The organism is Flavobacterium sp. F52 (genome assembly GCF_000278705.1).
GTDB lineage: Bacteria > Bacteroidota > Bacteroidia > Flavobacteriales > Flavobacteriaceae > Flavobacterium > Flavobacterium anhuiense.
Genome location: NZ_AKZQ01000025.1, coordinates 390,991 through 406,469 on the forward strand (window position 1 = coordinate 390,991; position 15,479 = coordinate 406,469).

Annotated in this window: 15 protein-coding genes; 13 read left to right on the forward strand and 2 right to left on the reverse strand. The window is 33.1% G+C overall.

What is annotated here, in order from left to right:
- The first annotated feature begins 7 nt into the window (after window positions 1-7).
- From FF52_RS11275 to FF52_RS11320, 10 genes are all read left to right on the forward strand, one after another.
- Window positions 8-1,462, forward strand: coding sequence for a hypothetical protein (locus tag FF52_RS11275; protein WP_008465526.1), 1,455 nt, complete (start codon window positions 8-10; stop codon window positions 1,460-1,462).
- 128 nt (window positions 1,463-1,590) lie between these two features.
- On the forward strand, window positions 1,591-2,478 hold the full coding sequence (locus FF52_RS11280) for a DMT family transporter (protein WP_008465527.1): 888 nt from the start codon (window positions 1,591-1,593) through the stop codon (window positions 2,476-2,478).
- A gap of 356 nt (window positions 2,479-2,834) precedes the next feature.
- Window positions 2,835-3,542 (forward strand): HAD family hydrolase, encoded by a 708-nt coding sequence (locus FF52_RS11285; protein ID WP_008465528.1) that lies wholly within the window; start codon window positions 2,835-2,837, stop codon window positions 3,540-3,542.
- On the forward strand, window positions 3,542-4,171 hold the full coding sequence (locus FF52_RS11290) for a chloramphenicol acetyltransferase (RefSeq protein ID WP_008465529.1): 630 nt from the start codon (window positions 3,542-3,544) through the stop codon (window positions 4,169-4,171). Before FF52_RS11285 ends, FF52_RS11290 begins: the two co-directional genes overlap by 1 nt.
- Before the next feature lie 32 nt (window positions 4,172-4,203).
- Entirely contained in the window at window positions 4,204-5,598 is a 1,395-nt protein-coding gene (locus FF52_RS11295) for a hypothetical protein (protein ID WP_008465532.1), read from the forward strand.
- Between the two features lie 164 nt (window positions 5,599-5,762).
- Entirely contained in the window at window positions 5,763-6,893 is a 1,131-nt protein-coding gene (locus FF52_RS11300) for an OmpA family protein (protein WP_008465533.1), read from the forward strand.
- Window positions 6,894-7,018: 125 nt separating this feature from the next.
- Window positions 7,019-8,470: a hypothetical protein gene (locus tag FF52_RS11305; RefSeq protein ID WP_008465535.1), complete on the forward strand. Its 1,452-nt coding sequence runs from the start codon at window positions 7,019-7,021 to the stop codon at window positions 8,468-8,470.
- Window positions 8,471-8,565: 95 nt separating this feature from the next.
- Window positions 8,566-9,084, forward strand: coding sequence for a ferritin (locus FF52_RS11310; RefSeq protein ID WP_008465537.1), 519 nt, complete (start codon window positions 8,566-8,568; stop codon window positions 9,082-9,084).
- A gap of 81 nt (window positions 9,085-9,165) precedes the next feature.
- Complete coding sequence (locus tag FF52_RS11315) at window positions 9,166-9,351, forward strand: hypothetical protein (protein ID WP_029271150.1); 186 nt, start codon at window positions 9,166-9,168, stop codon at window positions 9,349-9,351.
- 84 nt (window positions 9,352-9,435) lie between these two features.
- On the forward strand, window positions 9,436-10,128 hold the full coding sequence (locus FF52_RS11320; protein WP_008465541.1) for a DUF2461 domain-containing protein: 693 nt from the start codon (window positions 9,436-9,438) through the stop codon (window positions 10,126-10,128).
- Between the two features lie 78 nt (window positions 10,129-10,206).
- Here the strand turns inward: FF52_RS11320 and FF52_RS11325 are convergent, their stop codons facing one another.
- Entirely contained in the window at window positions 10,207-10,530 is a 324-nt protein-coding gene (locus FF52_RS11325) for a single-stranded DNA-binding protein (protein ID WP_008465543.1), read from the reverse strand.
- A 177-nt stretch (window positions 10,531-10,707) separates the two neighbouring features.
- On the opposite strand from FF52_RS11325, the gene FF52_RS11330 reads away from it, so the two are divergent.
- Genes FF52_RS11330 through FF52_RS11340 form a run of 3 tightly spaced genes read left to right on the forward strand, consistent with a single transcriptional unit; the run spans window position 10,708 to window position 14,988 of the window.
- Window positions 10,708-12,237: a bifunctional GNAT family N-acetyltransferase/carbon-nitrogen hydrolase family protein gene (locus FF52_RS11330; RefSeq protein WP_008465544.1), complete on the forward strand. Its 1,530-nt coding sequence runs from the start codon at window positions 10,708-10,710 to the stop codon at window positions 12,235-12,237.
- A complete protein-coding gene (locus tag FF52_RS11335; protein ID WP_008465546.1) occupies window positions 12,234-12,581 on the forward strand; it encodes a hypothetical protein in 348 nt (115 codons plus the stop codon). The genes FF52_RS11330 and FF52_RS11335 overlap by 4 nt, the downstream gene beginning before the upstream one ends.
- 16 nt (window positions 12,582-12,597) lie before the next feature.
- Complete coding sequence (locus FF52_RS11340) at window positions 12,598-14,988, forward strand: M28 family peptidase (RefSeq protein WP_035691384.1); 2,391 nt, start codon at window positions 12,598-12,600, stop codon at window positions 14,986-14,988.
- A 62-nt stretch (window positions 14,989-15,050) separates the two neighbouring features.
- Here the strand turns inward: FF52_RS11340 and FF52_RS11345 are convergent, their stop codons facing one another.
- Complete coding sequence (locus tag FF52_RS11345; protein WP_008465549.1) at window positions 15,051-15,446, reverse strand: rhodanese-like domain-containing protein; 396 nt, start codon at window positions 15,444-15,446, stop codon at window positions 15,051-15,053.
- Between the last annotated feature and the right edge of the window lie 33 nt (window positions 15,447-15,479).

Below are 15,479 nucleotides of genomic sequence, written 5' to 3' on the forward strand. Positions count from 1 at the left end.
ATTGCGAATGCCCAAAAAACTACTCCTTACTACGGCGCTATTACTTTTTAGTTTGATTTCATTTTCACAGGAACTAGTATATTACACTCCACTTGAATTAAAAAAACATCGCGATGTTCTTCCAATCGTAAACAATGATAAAGAAGTCACTTTATTTGTTAGCGATAAGATCAAAGTAAAAGCCATACGCTTAAATGAAAAAATGCAGATTATTGATAGTATTTCTAGCGAAAGACCTGATAAGAAAAAATTTGCTGAAATGATTGGATATAATTCAACTAATTCTAATGCAAGGTTATTTTGGGCATCTAAAGACCGCGGCTTAATCCTTTCTCAATTTTATGATTTTAAAACCCGAAAGATCTCAACACAAGAATTGACTTTATTTATTCAGAACGAGCAGGTCTTGCAAGGTTTTAGTTACAATGATAATTTTTTTATCTTAACAATAGTAAAAGAAACCAGTATCTTAAAGCTTCATGTTTTTGATCAAGATGGAGATCATAAAACACAAACAATTGACTTAAGCAATTTTCGTTTTTATAAAAAAGACTACACAAAAACGAGTCTTTACGGTATCTTTGAAGAAAGCCTTCAGGCATTCGAAGCTCCGTTTTCACTACAAAACATTAATTCAGAAACCCCAACCTCTATTACAGACGGAGCCAAAAAAAGAAAATGTTATATTGACAATAACGAACTGATTATAACACTTGACTCTAATGTTGATTACACTCAAATTTTTATAATAGATTTAAAGAACTACACGGCGAAAGAAAAAATCATAAACAAAACCATTATTATGAATGAAAGCCGTGCAACTTTAAATTCAAATTCATTTTATTTTGATAAAAAATTATATCAGATGAAAAGCTCCCCTAATTCTTTTTTCTTTACGATAAAAGATTTTGACGGAAATGTTCTGAAAGAGTATAATGTAACACCAGACACTCCTATTAATTTCAAAAATTCAGAAATCTATCAAGAAGGCGGTGATTTTGGAGGAAAAAGAATTTTAGAAACCAGTTCGCAGTTTATTAGAAAAGTAAACAAACTAAATTCTGGAATTTCATGTTATAATATTCGTGATAATACATTAATCACACTTGGAAGTGTTTCTGAATTAAAACAAGGGAGTTCTCAAATATTTATTGGTGGCGGATTGATAGGAATTGCCGCTTCGGCTGTTGCAGGAGCAACAATGGCATATTACAATTCGACTATGAATAATTTTAATTCTTATTCAAATAGAAAAGTAGTAAAAATAGAATGCTTGTTTGATAAAGATAATAATCATATAAAAACGGAATTGCAGCCATTAGCTTTCGATAAAATCAGAACTTTCTTTGATGACACTACAGACGTTTCTTCTCAAACATTATTCAGAGTGCAATCATCATACTATTTAGGTTATTATGACAATAAAACAAAAGAATATATCATTAGAAAATTTATAGATTAATCTGCAATCAAAAAAATAAAAAAAAGCGCGAACCGATTATACTTTTTAATTGATTCGCGCTTTTTCCTTTCAAAATACTCGCTTTCTAAGTTATCTTTGAAAAATAATACACGATTAAAATTCATTCAATGAAACTCACCAAACCAAGATTAGCCCTAATCTGCGGTATACTTTGCATATCGATTTTCCCAATATTGGTAAAATTACGTTTAACACCAGGATTGATTTCGGCTTTTTACCGAATGTTTTTTGCTGTGGTGTTGCTTTTACCTTATGTCATTTTCAGCGGAAACTTTAAACTTCCAAAATTAAAGTTTGCTCTTTTGGCAATACTTTGCGGTGTTTTATTCTCATCTGATGTTGCCGTTTGGAATATTGCCATTCAGGAATCAAGTGCGACTCAAGCTTCGTTGCTGACCAATTTATCTCCAGTTTGGGTTGGAGTTGGTTCTTTCTTTTTTCTGAAAGCAAAACCTGCAACAAATTTCTGGATCGGAACATTGGTCGCTTTATTTGGAATGGTAACTTTGGTTGGTTTTGAGTTTTTTATCGATTTAAACTTCGATAAAGCATTTCTATTTGCTGTTTTATCTGGCATTCTATATTCCATTTATCTTTTGGTCAGCAAAAATGTACTTTCAGAGGTTGATGTTTTGTCGTTTATGACCATTAGTTTATTTGCTTCAAGCATCTATTTAGGAATTTTATGTTATGCATTAGGCGAACCTTTTAACGGATTTTCAAATGCTGGCTGGTTTGTACTCGTGCTTCAAGCTGTTATTTGCCAATTGTGCGCTTGGCTTTCGATAAGTTATGCCACTCAACACATGCGCGCAACGAGAGTTTCGTTAAGTTTGTTGAGTCAAGCTGTAATTACCTCAATTTTAGCTTGGTTGTTTTTGGAAGAACAAATAACTTTACAGATGGTTTTGGGCGGAATCATTCTGCTTTTCGGAATCCGAATTACTTTTTACGATAAAACAATTTCTTTGAAAGGGCTTTTTTCTAAAGATTAAATAAAAGGTTTCACGCAGATTACACAGATTTAAGCAGATTCTAAAAAATCATTTTAATTCTTAATAATCTATGGCAAAAAACCCTCGCAGATTCAGCAGATTGAGCAGATTTATTTTTTTAAACATGAATAATCATTTAATCTGTGGCTAAAAAAATTTGTGCAATTTGCGTAATTTGTGGTTAAAAAAGTCTCGCGCAGATTGAGTAGATAATTTTTTAAATCCCAATATCCCGATAGCTATCGGGAGTGGCAAAAAATTAGTGTAATTCGTGAATTGCTTCGCCTGTTCGCTATCGCTCGGGTCGTGGCAAAAAACAAACCTGAAACAAAAAAACACTTGAAACAAAAAACACCATGTTACATAAAACTAAAATACCAAACCTAAAAGTAATCGCATTTGATGCTGACGATACTTTGTTTGTAAACGAACCTTATTTCCAGGAAACCGAACATAAATTTTGTGCTTTGATGGAAGATTACCTTTCGCATCAAGGCATTTCGCAAGAATTATTTAAAATAGAAATTGCCAATCTACCTTTGTACGGTTACGGAATCAAAGGATATATCCTTTCCATGATTGAAGCCGCGATGAACATTTCGAACAATACCATTCCTATTGAAGTCATTGAAAAGATTATTCAATACGGAAAAGAATTATTAGAAAAACCAATCGAATTGCTAGACGGGATTGAAGAAACACTTCAGGCCCTGAAAGGCAAATACAAATTGGTGGTAGCAACAAAAGGCGATTTAAAAGACCAGCACAGCAAACTGCACCGTTCTGGTTTGGGACATTATTTCCACCACATCGAAGTAATGTCAGACAAACAAGAAATTGATTATCAAAAACTGCTTGGCCGTTTAGATATTGAGCCGCACGAATTTTTGATGATTGGAAATTCATTAAAATCAGACGTTCTGCCTGTTTTAGGAATTGGCGGTTATGCCGTTCACATTCCGTTTCACACTACTTGGGAACACGAAAAAATTAATCACACTATAGAACACGAGCATTTTAGTTCATTTGAAACTATTGCAGAAGTGGTTCCGAATTTATTATAATGAAAACACTTTTTGACCTAGAAAATTGGAATAGAAAAGAGCATTTTGCCCATTTTAAACAAATGGATGAACCTTTTTTTGGCGCAACAGTAGAAATTGACTGTACAAAAGCGTATCAAACCGCAAAAAGCAGCAATGCTTCTTTTTTTATTTTCTATTTGCATAAAACTTTGGCTGCAGTAAATGCCATTGAAAATTTTAGATACCGAATTTCTGGAGATCAGATTTACATCAACGACCGAGTAGATGCCTCTGCAACTATTGGTCGGGAAGATGGTACTTTTGGGTTTTCTTTAATTGAATATCACCCAGATTTTAAAACATTCGAGCAAATCGCATTAACCGAAATCGAGCGCATTCAAAATACAACTGGACTTTTCACCAGAGCTTTTGATGATGATAATCTGATTCATTTCTCGGCAATTCCGTGGCTGAATTTCAGTTCGATCACCCATGCTCGCAGTTTTACATACCCAGACAGCTGTCCTAAAATTTCGTTTGGAAAAATGATGATTTCTGAGACGGGAAAAAGAACAATGTCAATGGCAGTTTATGTTCATCATGGTTTAATGGATGGAATTCACGTTGGTCAATTTGTAGATCTTTTTCAAGAGCTTATGAATCAATAATAAGCGGAATAATTTTTGTGCTTAAAAAACATATGAAACGAATTTTTCTTTTTTTGTTTTTAATATCCAGTACTGTTGTGTTAAGTCAGACAGTGCTAACTTCTTATGCAATAGATTTAAAAAACAAAGTAGGACAATCCGAAGTCATGACTGGCGAAAATACGGCTACTCACGATGTATTTGTTTTTGCAGCAAGCGCAGACAGCCTTTCTATATTAAAATATAATAGCGCTTTATTCTTACGAGATAAATTCGTTACCTCTCGCCAGTATATTGAAAACAGATCTTTGATGGGCTACAGCTTTAGCGAAGACGGAAATCCGACTTTGTATTGGTTTTCGGGAGAAGAAAAAACAATCATTTTGATTAAATATTATCTGGAAAACAAAACTTCTAGAGCATTAAAATTTCAAATTCCGCTTGAAGAGAATTATCTCTTAACGCAATATCAAAAAGACAACAATTTCTATTTATTGATGCAAAGCAAAACAAAACAGGCCTTGACTGCTTTTGTTTTTAAAAACGGAATGGCAGAGGAACGGTTTTTAGATTTTAGCTCTTTCAAATTCATAGACAGAAAAACCCTACCTAGAACATTCAACCAGATTCTGAATGAAAATCCGATTGAGAAAATGGATTCTGGTGAGTACAATCCGTTATATAAAGTAAGTGCCAAAAGCAAACTTTACACGCTTCCGAACCGTTTGATTCTAACTTTAGACCAAAGTTTTAGAAAAACACAATTGTTTGATATTAATTTAGAAAATCAGGAAATAATAGAGAAGACGTTTATGAAACCTGTTGGAGAGAAAAATCCAAAAACGTCTAACTCTTATTACCATGAAAACAAATTATACCAGATAAATGTTAACGCTGACGAACTTTTGTTTGACATAAAAGATTATGAATCTGGTGAATCTATAAAATCATTTGCAGTTACAAAGAAAGATACTATTCGTTTTGGCAATTCTCCTTTGCTCATGCAGATTGAGGATCGTCAACCGAAGCAATTAAAAAATACAGCAAAGTTTTTAAAGGCATTATCTTCTCTTGATGCCGGACTTTCGGTTTATAAAAATCAAAAAAATCTATTTATCACTTTAGGAGGTTCGGGAAGCAATTTAAAATCGATTTCTATGAACGGTTTTAACTTTAATGACCCTTTTGGCGATTTTCCTTCAAACAGTTATTACAATATTGAGACAAACTATTCTGTTTTTTTAGAAAGTATTTGGACCAAAAAGTTAGAATTAACTCAAGCAACACATGAGCCTTTTGCCGCTGATAAAGTCTACTATTTTTTAGATTCCCATAAAGAAGCTGTACTTTCAAGTACACTTAAGTTAAATAATTACACCCTTTTAAGTTACTACGACGTTGTTGCCAAACAAATAGTTCTTCGCAAATTTATTGACGGGCTTGACTAAAAAATTCGTTATCAACAACTTATCTAAAACCCAGCATTTATGGGTCATTCCTTATTCTTTAATTTTCTGCTAATAGTCTTATTTTAATACTTTTTTGGCTTCTAAAGAAAGTTTTTACCTACAATTTATTGTTGTTTTGGGCAAAAATTTAAAATTAAAAAATAATGAAAAAAGTTGTAATGACTCTTGCATTTGCCCTAGCGTTAACTGGAGTACATGCGCAAACAGAAAACAATAACGGTTATAATAAATGGTCTATAGATTTAGGCGCAGGTTTTAATAAACCGCAACGACCATTTAGCGATGGATATTCTACAAATACTGTAAGTCCATGGACTGGAGATTTAGGGGTTCGCTACATGTTAAACAACAAATTTGGTTTGAAAGCTGATTTTGGATATAACAGTTTTACTGCAAAAGGCAGCTCTATCGATTTTGATTCAAAATACTACAGAGTAGATTTACAAGCTGTAGCCAACTTAGGCCGCATCATGAATTTTGAAACTTGGACAAACACTATTGGTTTATTAGGACATGCTGGTTTTGGTTATTCTCAATTAAGAAGCGATAACTTTAGAGGAGCAGATGAAATGGGCAACTTTATTGCTGGTGTAACTGGACAAATAAGGTTATCAAACAGAGTGGCTTTAACGGGTGACTTCTCAACTATTTTAAACGCATCACAAGACCGTACTTTTGACGGATCATATGTTGGAGGCAACAGAGGCTTTTCTGGATTGATTTTTAACGGAACTGTTGGTCTAAATGTTTACTTAGGTAAAAATACAAAACATGCTGACTGGACGGTAATTTCTAACGAAGACAGTGACATTTCTGCTTTAGAAAGCAAAGTTGCAGACCTTGAATCACAAATCAAAAACAGACCCGCTCAAAAAGAAGTTATTGTAGAAAAACAAGTAAGTGCTCCACAACCTGCTGATAATGACTTAATCAAAAGAATGATTAATGATAAATATTACAGTGTGTATTTTGATTTCAATAAAACAACTCCAATTGAAAACTCAACTGCTGCAATCGATGTGGTTTTAAATTACTTAAGAAAAAATCCTTCTGCTTCTCTTGATCTTGTTGGTTATGCTGATCAAGTTGGAAAAGCTGAGTACAATGAAAAACTATCTAACGCTAGAGCAACAAACGTAAAAACTATTTTTGAAAAAGCTGGAATTGCTTCTTCTCGTTTAAATGTTATTGCAAATGGTGCGGATACATCAATCCAAAAAGATTCTGATGAAGCTAGAAGATTAGCAAGAAGAGTTACTTTTATCGTAAAATAATTTCTTTTTAATAGACTTGATTAAAAAGTCCTTAAGAAAAAATCTTAAGGACTTTTTTTATATCCAATTTTAAAAAAGCAGAAATATCTCATAAAATTTGGAATAAAATTTGATTAAATCTATTTATGAAAAAACTACTACTCATTTCTCTATTATTTTCTAAAAGTGTTCTGTTTAGTCAAACAGTATTAAATTCGTTGCCACTATCTCTAAATAATCTAGAAAAAACTCAAATTCTAAATATTGAGGACAAAGAAACCAAAGACATTTACGCTTTTGCTTGGGACAATCAGAACATAAATATTTTGAAATACAATAAGTCTTTGTTTCTAACCAATCAATTTACAGATTTAATAAAAAAAGAAGCCAATAGAAATTTAATGGGCGCTACAATCAGTGCGGGACAAAAACCTACACTATATTGGATTTCGGGAAATAATAAAAACATTCTAATTACTACTTACAATTTAGATTGTAAAACATCTGAATCCTTAAATTTTGATTTTCCTAAAAATCATAATTACATTATAAGCTCTTTTCAAGAGAATAATGCCTTATACATTCTTGCCAAAGAAAAAGAATACGAACATCTTCTGCTTTACAAATTTGAAAATCAGAAGTGTGAAATTAAAATGCTTGATTTCTCTCCTTTCACTTTTAAAAATAAAGAAAACGTAAATATTTCTTTCAATGCACTTATTCAGTATTTTCCAATTAAGAAAATAGAATCTGATATTCTTAATTCTCTTGATCTTACATCATCAATATGCAAGATGTATGTGCTTGAAAATCGTATTATTTTGACATTTGATGATCGCGTACAACGAACGCAAGTTTTTGAAGTTAATTTAAACACTGGCATTATGAAAGAAAGAACTTTTGATAGTCCTGCTTCGAAAAATCCACTGGCAACAGCAAATTCATTTTATAATAATAAAAAGCTATTTCAAATCGCAGCCAATGAAGATGAATTATTGTTTGAAGTAAAAGATTTTGACTCTAAAAACATCATAAAGAAATATTCTTTTTCAAAAAATGATAGTATTCCGTTTAAAAATTCTCCTTTCTTTGTTCAAATCAACAACAAAAAACCGAAGCAGCTAAAAAACACTGCAAAATTTCTTAAAGATTTAGAAGGACTTACTGCTGGTATTTCTATAATTAAAAATAAACAAAACACTTTTGTTACTTTTAGCGGTTTTGGAGAATCTCAAGATTACTATTTCAAAGCTGATTCTCCCGATCAATTTGGGCTTCGCGAATATTATTCATTAACAAAAATGGTCTATTTTGATGCCACATTAAATGAAAATTTAGATTTTATAAGCGACAAACAATCACAATCTTTGGCAAGCGAGAATTTGTTTTATTATTTAAATTTCAATAAAACTATAAACTTATATGATGCATTAGAATTAAAGAATTATTACATTTTAAGTTACTATGATGATGCCTCTAAGCAATTTATTATGCGAAAATTTACGGATGGTTTTATGATGGGAGACAATAGAAATTCAATTATAAATAAATCGATTTTTTCCAATCCTGCTACTTTCGGCAAAATCAATTCGCACTAATTTTACATAGAATTAGCCAAAAAGCCTAATGTTTTCGAGGATTCTAAAAAGTGTAATGAATAATTTTTCTTAATTTTACAAAAAAGACACTTATTATGTTAGCAAAAAATATTGAATCGGCTTTAAACAAGCAAATCCGCATAGAAGCAGAATCTTCACAAACCTATCTTTCTATGGCTTGTTGGGCTGAAGTGCAAGGATTAGAGGGAATTTCTCAATTTATGTACACACAGTCAGACGAAGAGCGTGCGCACATGCTTAAGTTGGTTAAGTACGTAAACGAACGCGGAGGACATGCTCAGGTAACAGATCTTAAAGCGCCAAAAACAACTTATACTACTTTTAAAGAAATGTTTGAAGAGCTTTATAATCATGAACTTTTTGTTTCTAAATCTATCAACGAATTGGTTCATATTACTTTTGAAGAAAGAGATTATGCAACGCACAATTTCTTGCAATGGTACGTTTCTGAACAAATTGAAGAAGAAGCTACAGCTAAATCTATTTTAGATAAAATCAACTTAATTGGTGACGATAAAGGCGGACTGTATTTGTTTGATCGTGATATCCAGCAATTAACAGTTACGAGTTCAATCGCTATCAATCCTAAATAAAAAAGTTAAAGTTTATTTAGAATATTTAAAAATAACTTTTTTGGTTTATATTTGTCTCTGTTTTTAAAATTCAGAGGAAAAGTGAGCAAGAAAGAAAAAGACAAGGACAAAAAAAAGGATAAAAAGAAAAAGAAAAACAAAGATATCCTTGATAAAATTAAGAAGATTGAGAATTGTAAATCTTCTTGCTGTGAGAAATATAAAAAGAGCGAAAAGAAACGCTGCTCACGCTGTCCTATGTTCGATTTATTCAAAAAAACTGCTTAACGCGATATAGAAAAACCCATCAGATTTCTCTGGTGGGTTTTTTAGTTTTAAATTGCAGTCTATTTTTGATTTTTAAGATCCATTATGAAAAACGGCGTAACAATTCCCAAATCTAGTCTTGACTTTTTGGTTCAGCTAAAAGAAAACAATAATAAACCATGGTTTGAAGAGCATAAACAGCAATATTTGATAGAACTTAATCATATTGAGAATTTTGCAGGCGCTTTACTAAAAGAACTTTCCAAAACTGATGTTTTAGAAAATACTTCTGGTAAAAAAAGTGTTTACAGAATCTATCGAGATATTCGTTTTTCTAAAGATAAAACTCCTTTTAAGACATTTTGGGGCGGAAGTTATACGCGGGCAACTGCTGCAAGACGCGGCGGTTATTATTTTCATCTGGAAAAAGGAAATAGTTTTTTTGCGGGCGGATTTTGGGGACCAAATGCTGCTGACTTAAAACGAATAAGAACTGAATTTGCTCAAGATCCCGAAACCTTTCAGGAAATTCTGAATTCTCAATCTTTCAAAAGCAATTTTGGCACTTTGCAAGGCGAACAACTTAAAACAAAACCAAAAGGTTTTGATGTGGATCATCCTGCTATTGATTTGCTTCGTTTCAAACAATTTTTGGTCATAAAACGTTTTACTGACGAGGAAGTATTAAGTCCGCAATTTTTAGAACTTGCTTTAGATGCTTTCAAAAACATGAGACCCTTTTTCGATTACATGAGCGAAGTTCTTACAACTGATGCAAATGGCGTTTCTATTTTATAAAAACAATTTACTATAAATTATAAACCCGACAGGTTTTTTAAACCAATCGGGTTTAACCAACGATATTCTCTTAAAATGCTATTTACTCAGCAATAAAATTTCATTTACAACCACTTCGGTTATATAGCGTTTTTCTCCGTTTTTATCATCGTAGCTTCTGTGTGTCAATTTTCCTTCAACAGCAACTTCTTTCCCTTTCACAACAAACTTTTCGATAATTTCTGCTGTTTTCCCCCAAGCTGTTATTCTATGCCATTCGGTTTGTTCTACTTTTTCTCCTTTTTCATTTTTGTAATAATCCTTTGTTGCAATCGTGATGTGTGCAAGCTTTCTTCCGTTTTCTAATGTTTTAACTTCTGGATCGTTTCCTACATTCCCAATTAATTGTACCCTGTTTTTCATGGCGTATATTATTTAAGTGTTATTATTAATGTGAACTGTTTTTTAAATTCAACATGGCAAAGATGCGAACTCTCAGCATTGACAGTCGGTTATTAACTATTTACTATCGACTGTAACTATTTGTAAACGTTTGTAAATGGAATTTGTTTTTTGTATATTTGAGATAAATCTTACGATATGCAGGCAAAAATTAAAAAAGTAGAGTTAAGAAACCTTGAAATTGAGGACTATAGACAGTTAAAGAAATCGATGATTGAATCGTATCCAGAAATGGCCGATTCGTATTGGGGATCTGACGACATAGAAAGACTTCTTTCTATTTTTCCGGAAGGACAGCTGGTGATTTTGGTTGACGGAAAAGTGGTCGGCTCTGCCCTATCTCTTATTGTTGATGAAAAGTTGGTAGAAAAAAGACATAATTATCAACAGATTAGTGGAAACTATACCTTCTCTACTCACAATCCGAATGCAGAAATTTTATACGGAATTGATGTTTTTATTCACCCAAATTATAGAGGCTTGCGTTTAGGACGCCGATTATACGATGCCAGAAAAGAACTTTGCGAACAGCTGAATTTAAAAGCGATTGTTTTTGCGGGAAGAATCCCGAATTATAGAGAACACGCCAAAAAACTCTCTCCCAAAGCGTATATAGAAAAAGTACGCACCAAAGAACTGTACGATCCGGTTCTTTCTTTTCAGCTGAGCAATGATTTCCACGTTTTAAGAATCCTTAAAAATTATTTAGAAGGAGATGAAGAATCGAAAGAGTTTGCTGTTTTGCTGGAATGGAACAATATTTACTATGATGACAGTCCAAAACTGATTAACGTTAAGAAGGAAATTATCCGTTTAGGATTGATTCAGTGGCAGATGCGCCCATTAAATAATGTCGAAGCACTTTTTGAGCAAGCTGAATTTTTTATTGATGCGGTTTCGGGTTATGGTTCTGATTTTGCTTTGTTTCCAGAATTGTTTACTGCGCCTTTAATGGCCGATTATAATCATTTATCTGAAGCAGAAGCTATTCGCGAATTGGCACGCCACACCGATCCAATTCGTAAGCGCTTCCAAGAATTTGCCATTTCATACAACATCAACATTATTACGGGAAGCATGCCTTATGTTGAAGGCGGAAATCTCTACAATGTTGGTTTCTTATGCAAAAGAGATGGAACTTCAGAAATGTATACCAAAATCCATATTACGCCTAATGAAGTTATCCATTGGGGAATGAAAGGCGGATCTCAATTTAAAACCTTTGATACCGATTGCGGTAAGATCGGAATTTTAATCTGTTATGATGTTGAGTTTCCAGAACTTTCTAGACTTTTGGCAGATGAAGGAATGGATATTTTGTTTGTGCCGTTTTTAACCGATACCCAAAATGGTTATACTCGTGTAAAACATTGTTCGCAAGCGCGCGCCATCGAAAATGAGTGTTATGTAGCCATAGCAGGTTGCGTTGGAAATCTTCCGAAAGTAAACAATATGGATATTCAATATGCACAATCATCTGTATTTACGCCATCCGATTTTGCTTTTCCAAGTAACGGAATCAAAGCAGAAGCAACACCAAATACAGAAATGACGCTTATTGTTGATGTTGATTTAACATTGCTAAAGGAGCTTCATGAACATGGAAGTGTAAAAACATTAAAAGACAGAAGATCTGACCTTTACGAAATTAAAAAATTGAATTCATGAAAACATGCCTCGAATGCTCAGCCAAAATTTTCGGCCGAGAAGACAAAAAATTCTGTTCCGACAGTTGTCGCAATGCCTACAATAACAAAATAAATAAAGATAGTACGAATTTCATGCGAAATATAAACAACAAGTTACGCAAAAATTACCGTATTTTGGCAGAGTTAAATGTGGATGGAAAATCTAAAGCTTCTCGAGACAAATTACTAACAAAAGGATTTGATTTTGAGTTCTTTACAAACATTTTACAGACCAAGACAGGAAATACATATTATTTCTTGTACGATCAAGGCTATCGTTCCTTGGACAACGATTATTTTATGCTTGTTAAAAAAGAAATATAGTTAGTATTAATTTACCATGAGAAAAAACCCCACCTCAATTCTAGCCATAGTCTGCGTTTTAGCTTTACTTGGCATTATATACGCCACGATGATGCCACAAGGAATCTCTAAGGACGACGAAGCGCTTGCTGAATTTTCGACCGAAAGAGCCTTAAATCAAGTTGAGATTATAGCACAGAAACCACATTATGTCGGATCTACGAATCACGAACTTGTTGCAAATTATCTTAAACTAGAATTAAACAGAATCGGATTAGAAACGAGTGTTCAGGAAGGTTTTACTCTAAATGATAAAGGTCTTTTGGTGAAGTCAAAAAATATTTTGGCTCGCATTAAAGGAACAAACAATACAAAAGCACTTTTACTTCTTTCTCATTATGACAGTGCGCCACATTCTTTCTCAAAAGGCGCAAGCGACGATGCTTCTGGTGTCGCAACAATTTTAGAAGGTGTACGTGCCTTTTTATACTCCAAACATCCTCAAAAAAACGATATTATCATACTATTTTCTGATGCAGAAGAATTAGGATTAAACGGTGCTGCTTTATTTGTAAACAAACATCCTTGGGCAAAAGACGTTGGTTTGGTTTTAAACTTTGAAGCAAGAGGAACTTCTGGTCCAAGCTATATGCTGATGGAAACCAATAAAGGAAATCAGGCTTTGGTTAAGGAATTTACTAAAGCTAAGCCCTCTCATCCTGTTTCAAATTCTTTGATGTACAGCATTTATAAAATGCTTCCAAATGATACAGATTTGACTGTTTTTAGAGAACAAGGAAACATTCAAGGATTCAATTTTGCTTTTATTGACGGGCATTTTAATTATCACACCCAGCAAGATGATGTTCAGCATTTAAACAAAACTACATTGGCGCATCAAGGCACTTACATCATGCCTTTGCTGAAATACTTTACCAACATTGATTTAAACCAGACAGAATCTACAGAAGATGATGTTTATTTCAGCGCTCCTTTTACTTTCATCAGTTATCCGTTTACATGGGTAATGCCAATGACACTGATTGCTTTTGGATTATTGGTCCTATTCATTTTTGTTGGAAAAGTAAAAAGAATTATCACTTTCACAGAAATATTCAAAGGTTTTGTTCCGCTTTTAGGATCCATTATAATTGCTGGATTGGTCACATTTTTAGGATGGAAACTTATTCTCGAAATTTATCCGCAGTACTCTGATCTTTTAAATGGATTTACTTATAACGGACACGCTTATATTGGTGCTTTTGTTACTTTGAGCATAGCTATTTGCTTTGCTTTCTACCATCATTTCTCTGAAGCAAAAACTACGATGAACCATTTTGTGGCTCCGTTGTTGCTTTGGATTATCATTAATGCATTTTTAGCGAACAGCTTAGCGGGAGCTGGCTTCTTAATTATTCCTGTCTATTTCGGAATATTGCTATTCGGAATATTTGTGTTTACACAACATTACAGTCTGGGAATGAATCTACTTTTCAGTATTCCTGCCTTGGCAATTGTTGCGCCTTTTATTGTAATGTTCCCAATTGGCCTTGGACTTAAAATATTATACGGAAGTGCTGTTTTGACTGTTCTATTATTCGGATTGCTGTTGCCAATATTTGGAGCATTTGCTAAAAAAGGAGCTTGGATTGTGGTTTTCTTTATCACTTCAATTGCATTTTTCATTTATGCAGGATATCATTCAGGCTATGAATATGGAAAAGCTAAATCAAATAGCTTACTATATGTTTACAACGCCGATAACAATTCTGCTGCCTGGACAACTTATGATACGAATTTGGATGAATGGACTAAATCGTATTTAGGCGAGAAAAACCAAAAAGCAGTTGGATTGAATACGCTTCCGCTGACCAGCAAATACAATACAACATTTACTTACAGCGCAATAGCACCTGTAGTTGACGTTCCAAAACCTACAATTCAGTTTTTAAGAGACAGCGTTATTGGAAATAATAGATACTTGAAAATTAAGATTACTCCAAACAGAAAAGTAAATCGTTATGACATTTTTGCCAATCCAAAAATGACTTTTTACAACTTTAAGGCAAATGGAGTTGCTACTTCAGGAGAAAAAACTAATCGTTTTGAACGTGAAGGTTCAAAAATATTATGTTACTATGTTGTAGGCAATGAACCACTTGAAATGGAATTCTATATCAACAAATCTTCTGTTTTTGATATGGATTTAATTGAAAGTTCGTTCGACTTAATGAGCAATCCGCTATTAAATGTTAAGCCGAGAGAAAATTGGATGATGCCAACACCATTTGTATTAAACGATGCTGTTATGATTCAGCAGAAAATTAAACGATATACACCACCAGTAAAACCAATTGAAACTGCTCCTGTTGTAGACAGTTTAGCGATTTCAAAAGACAGCATAAAACCAGCTGTAACACCAGAATAGAACAATCCCTATAAATAGCAAAAAAGCAGACTTTAATTTTGATAAAGTCTGCTTTTTTATTTTTAGCATGCGCATTCAATTTTCAAACCTTGTTTTTCGCCTTTTGTTCCTTCTGTTGCATACCCATCAATCTTCCACCATTCTAGTCCGCCAATTAATTCTTTTACTTTAAATCCGAGTTTGGTCAAATTTAGTGCGCCTTTTGTAGAAGCATTGCATCCAATTCCTGTACAATAAGTAACGTAAAGCACTTCTTTATCCAAATGTTTTGTGGTTTCTGCATTCATTTCGCGATGCGGAATATTAATCGCATTCGGAATATGTTCTTCATCGTAACCAAAAGCTCTTCTAGCATCAATTACAATAATTTTTTCGCCATTGTTTAAAGCTTCAAATAAATCGGATGGATCCATTTCATAAGCTAACTTGTTTTCATAATGTTTAATTTGTGCTTCCATTTTAATTGTGTTTTATTGATTTTGTTTTCCAAA

Coding starts and splice junctions, on each gene's coding strand:
- FF52_RS11275 (WP_008465526.1), top strand. CDS start 8: ATGCCCAAAAAACTACTCCTTACTACGGCGCTATTACTTTTTAGTTTG.
- FF52_RS11280 (WP_008465527.1), top strand. CDS start 1,591: ATGAAACTCACCAAACCAAGATTAGCCCTAATCTGCGGTATACTTTGC.
- FF52_RS11285 (WP_008465528.1), top strand. CDS start 2,835: ATGTTACATAAAACTAAAATACCAAACCTAAAAGTAATCGCATTTGAT.
- FF52_RS11290 (WP_008465529.1), top strand. CDS start 3,542: ATGAAAACACTTTTTGACCTAGAAAATTGGAATAGAAAAGAGCATTTT.
- FF52_RS11295 (WP_008465532.1), top strand. CDS start 4,204: ATGAAACGAATTTTTCTTTTTTTGTTTTTAATATCCAGTACTGTTGTG.
- FF52_RS11300 (WP_008465533.1), top strand. CDS start 5,763: ATGAAAAAAGTTGTAATGACTCTTGCATTTGCCCTAGCGTTAACTGGA.
- FF52_RS11305 (WP_008465535.1), top strand. CDS start 7,019: ATGAAAAAACTACTACTCATTTCTCTATTATTTTCTAAAAGTGTTCTG.
- FF52_RS11310 (WP_008465537.1), top strand. CDS start 8,566: ATGTTAGCAAAAAATATTGAATCGGCTTTAAACAAGCAAATCCGCATA.
- FF52_RS11320 (WP_008465541.1), top strand. CDS start 9,436: ATGAAAAACGGCGTAACAATTCCCAAATCTAGTCTTGACTTTTTGGTT.
- FF52_RS11325 (WP_008465543.1), bottom strand. CDS start 10,530: ATGAAAAACAGGGTACAATTAATTGGGAATGTAGGAAACGATCCAGAA.
- FF52_RS11330 (WP_008465544.1), top strand. CDS start 10,708: ATGCAGGCAAAAATTAAAAAAGTAGAGTTAAGAAACCTTGAAATTGAG.
- FF52_RS11335 (WP_008465546.1), top strand. CDS start 12,234: ATGAAAACATGCCTCGAATGCTCAGCCAAAATTTTCGGCCGAGAAGAC.
- FF52_RS11340 (WP_035691384.1), top strand. CDS start 12,598: ATGAGAAAAAACCCCACCTCAATTCTAGCCATAGTCTGCGTTTTAGCT.
- FF52_RS11345 (WP_008465549.1), bottom strand. CDS start 15,446: ATGGAAGCACAAATTAAACATTATGAAAACAAGTTAGCTTATGAAATG.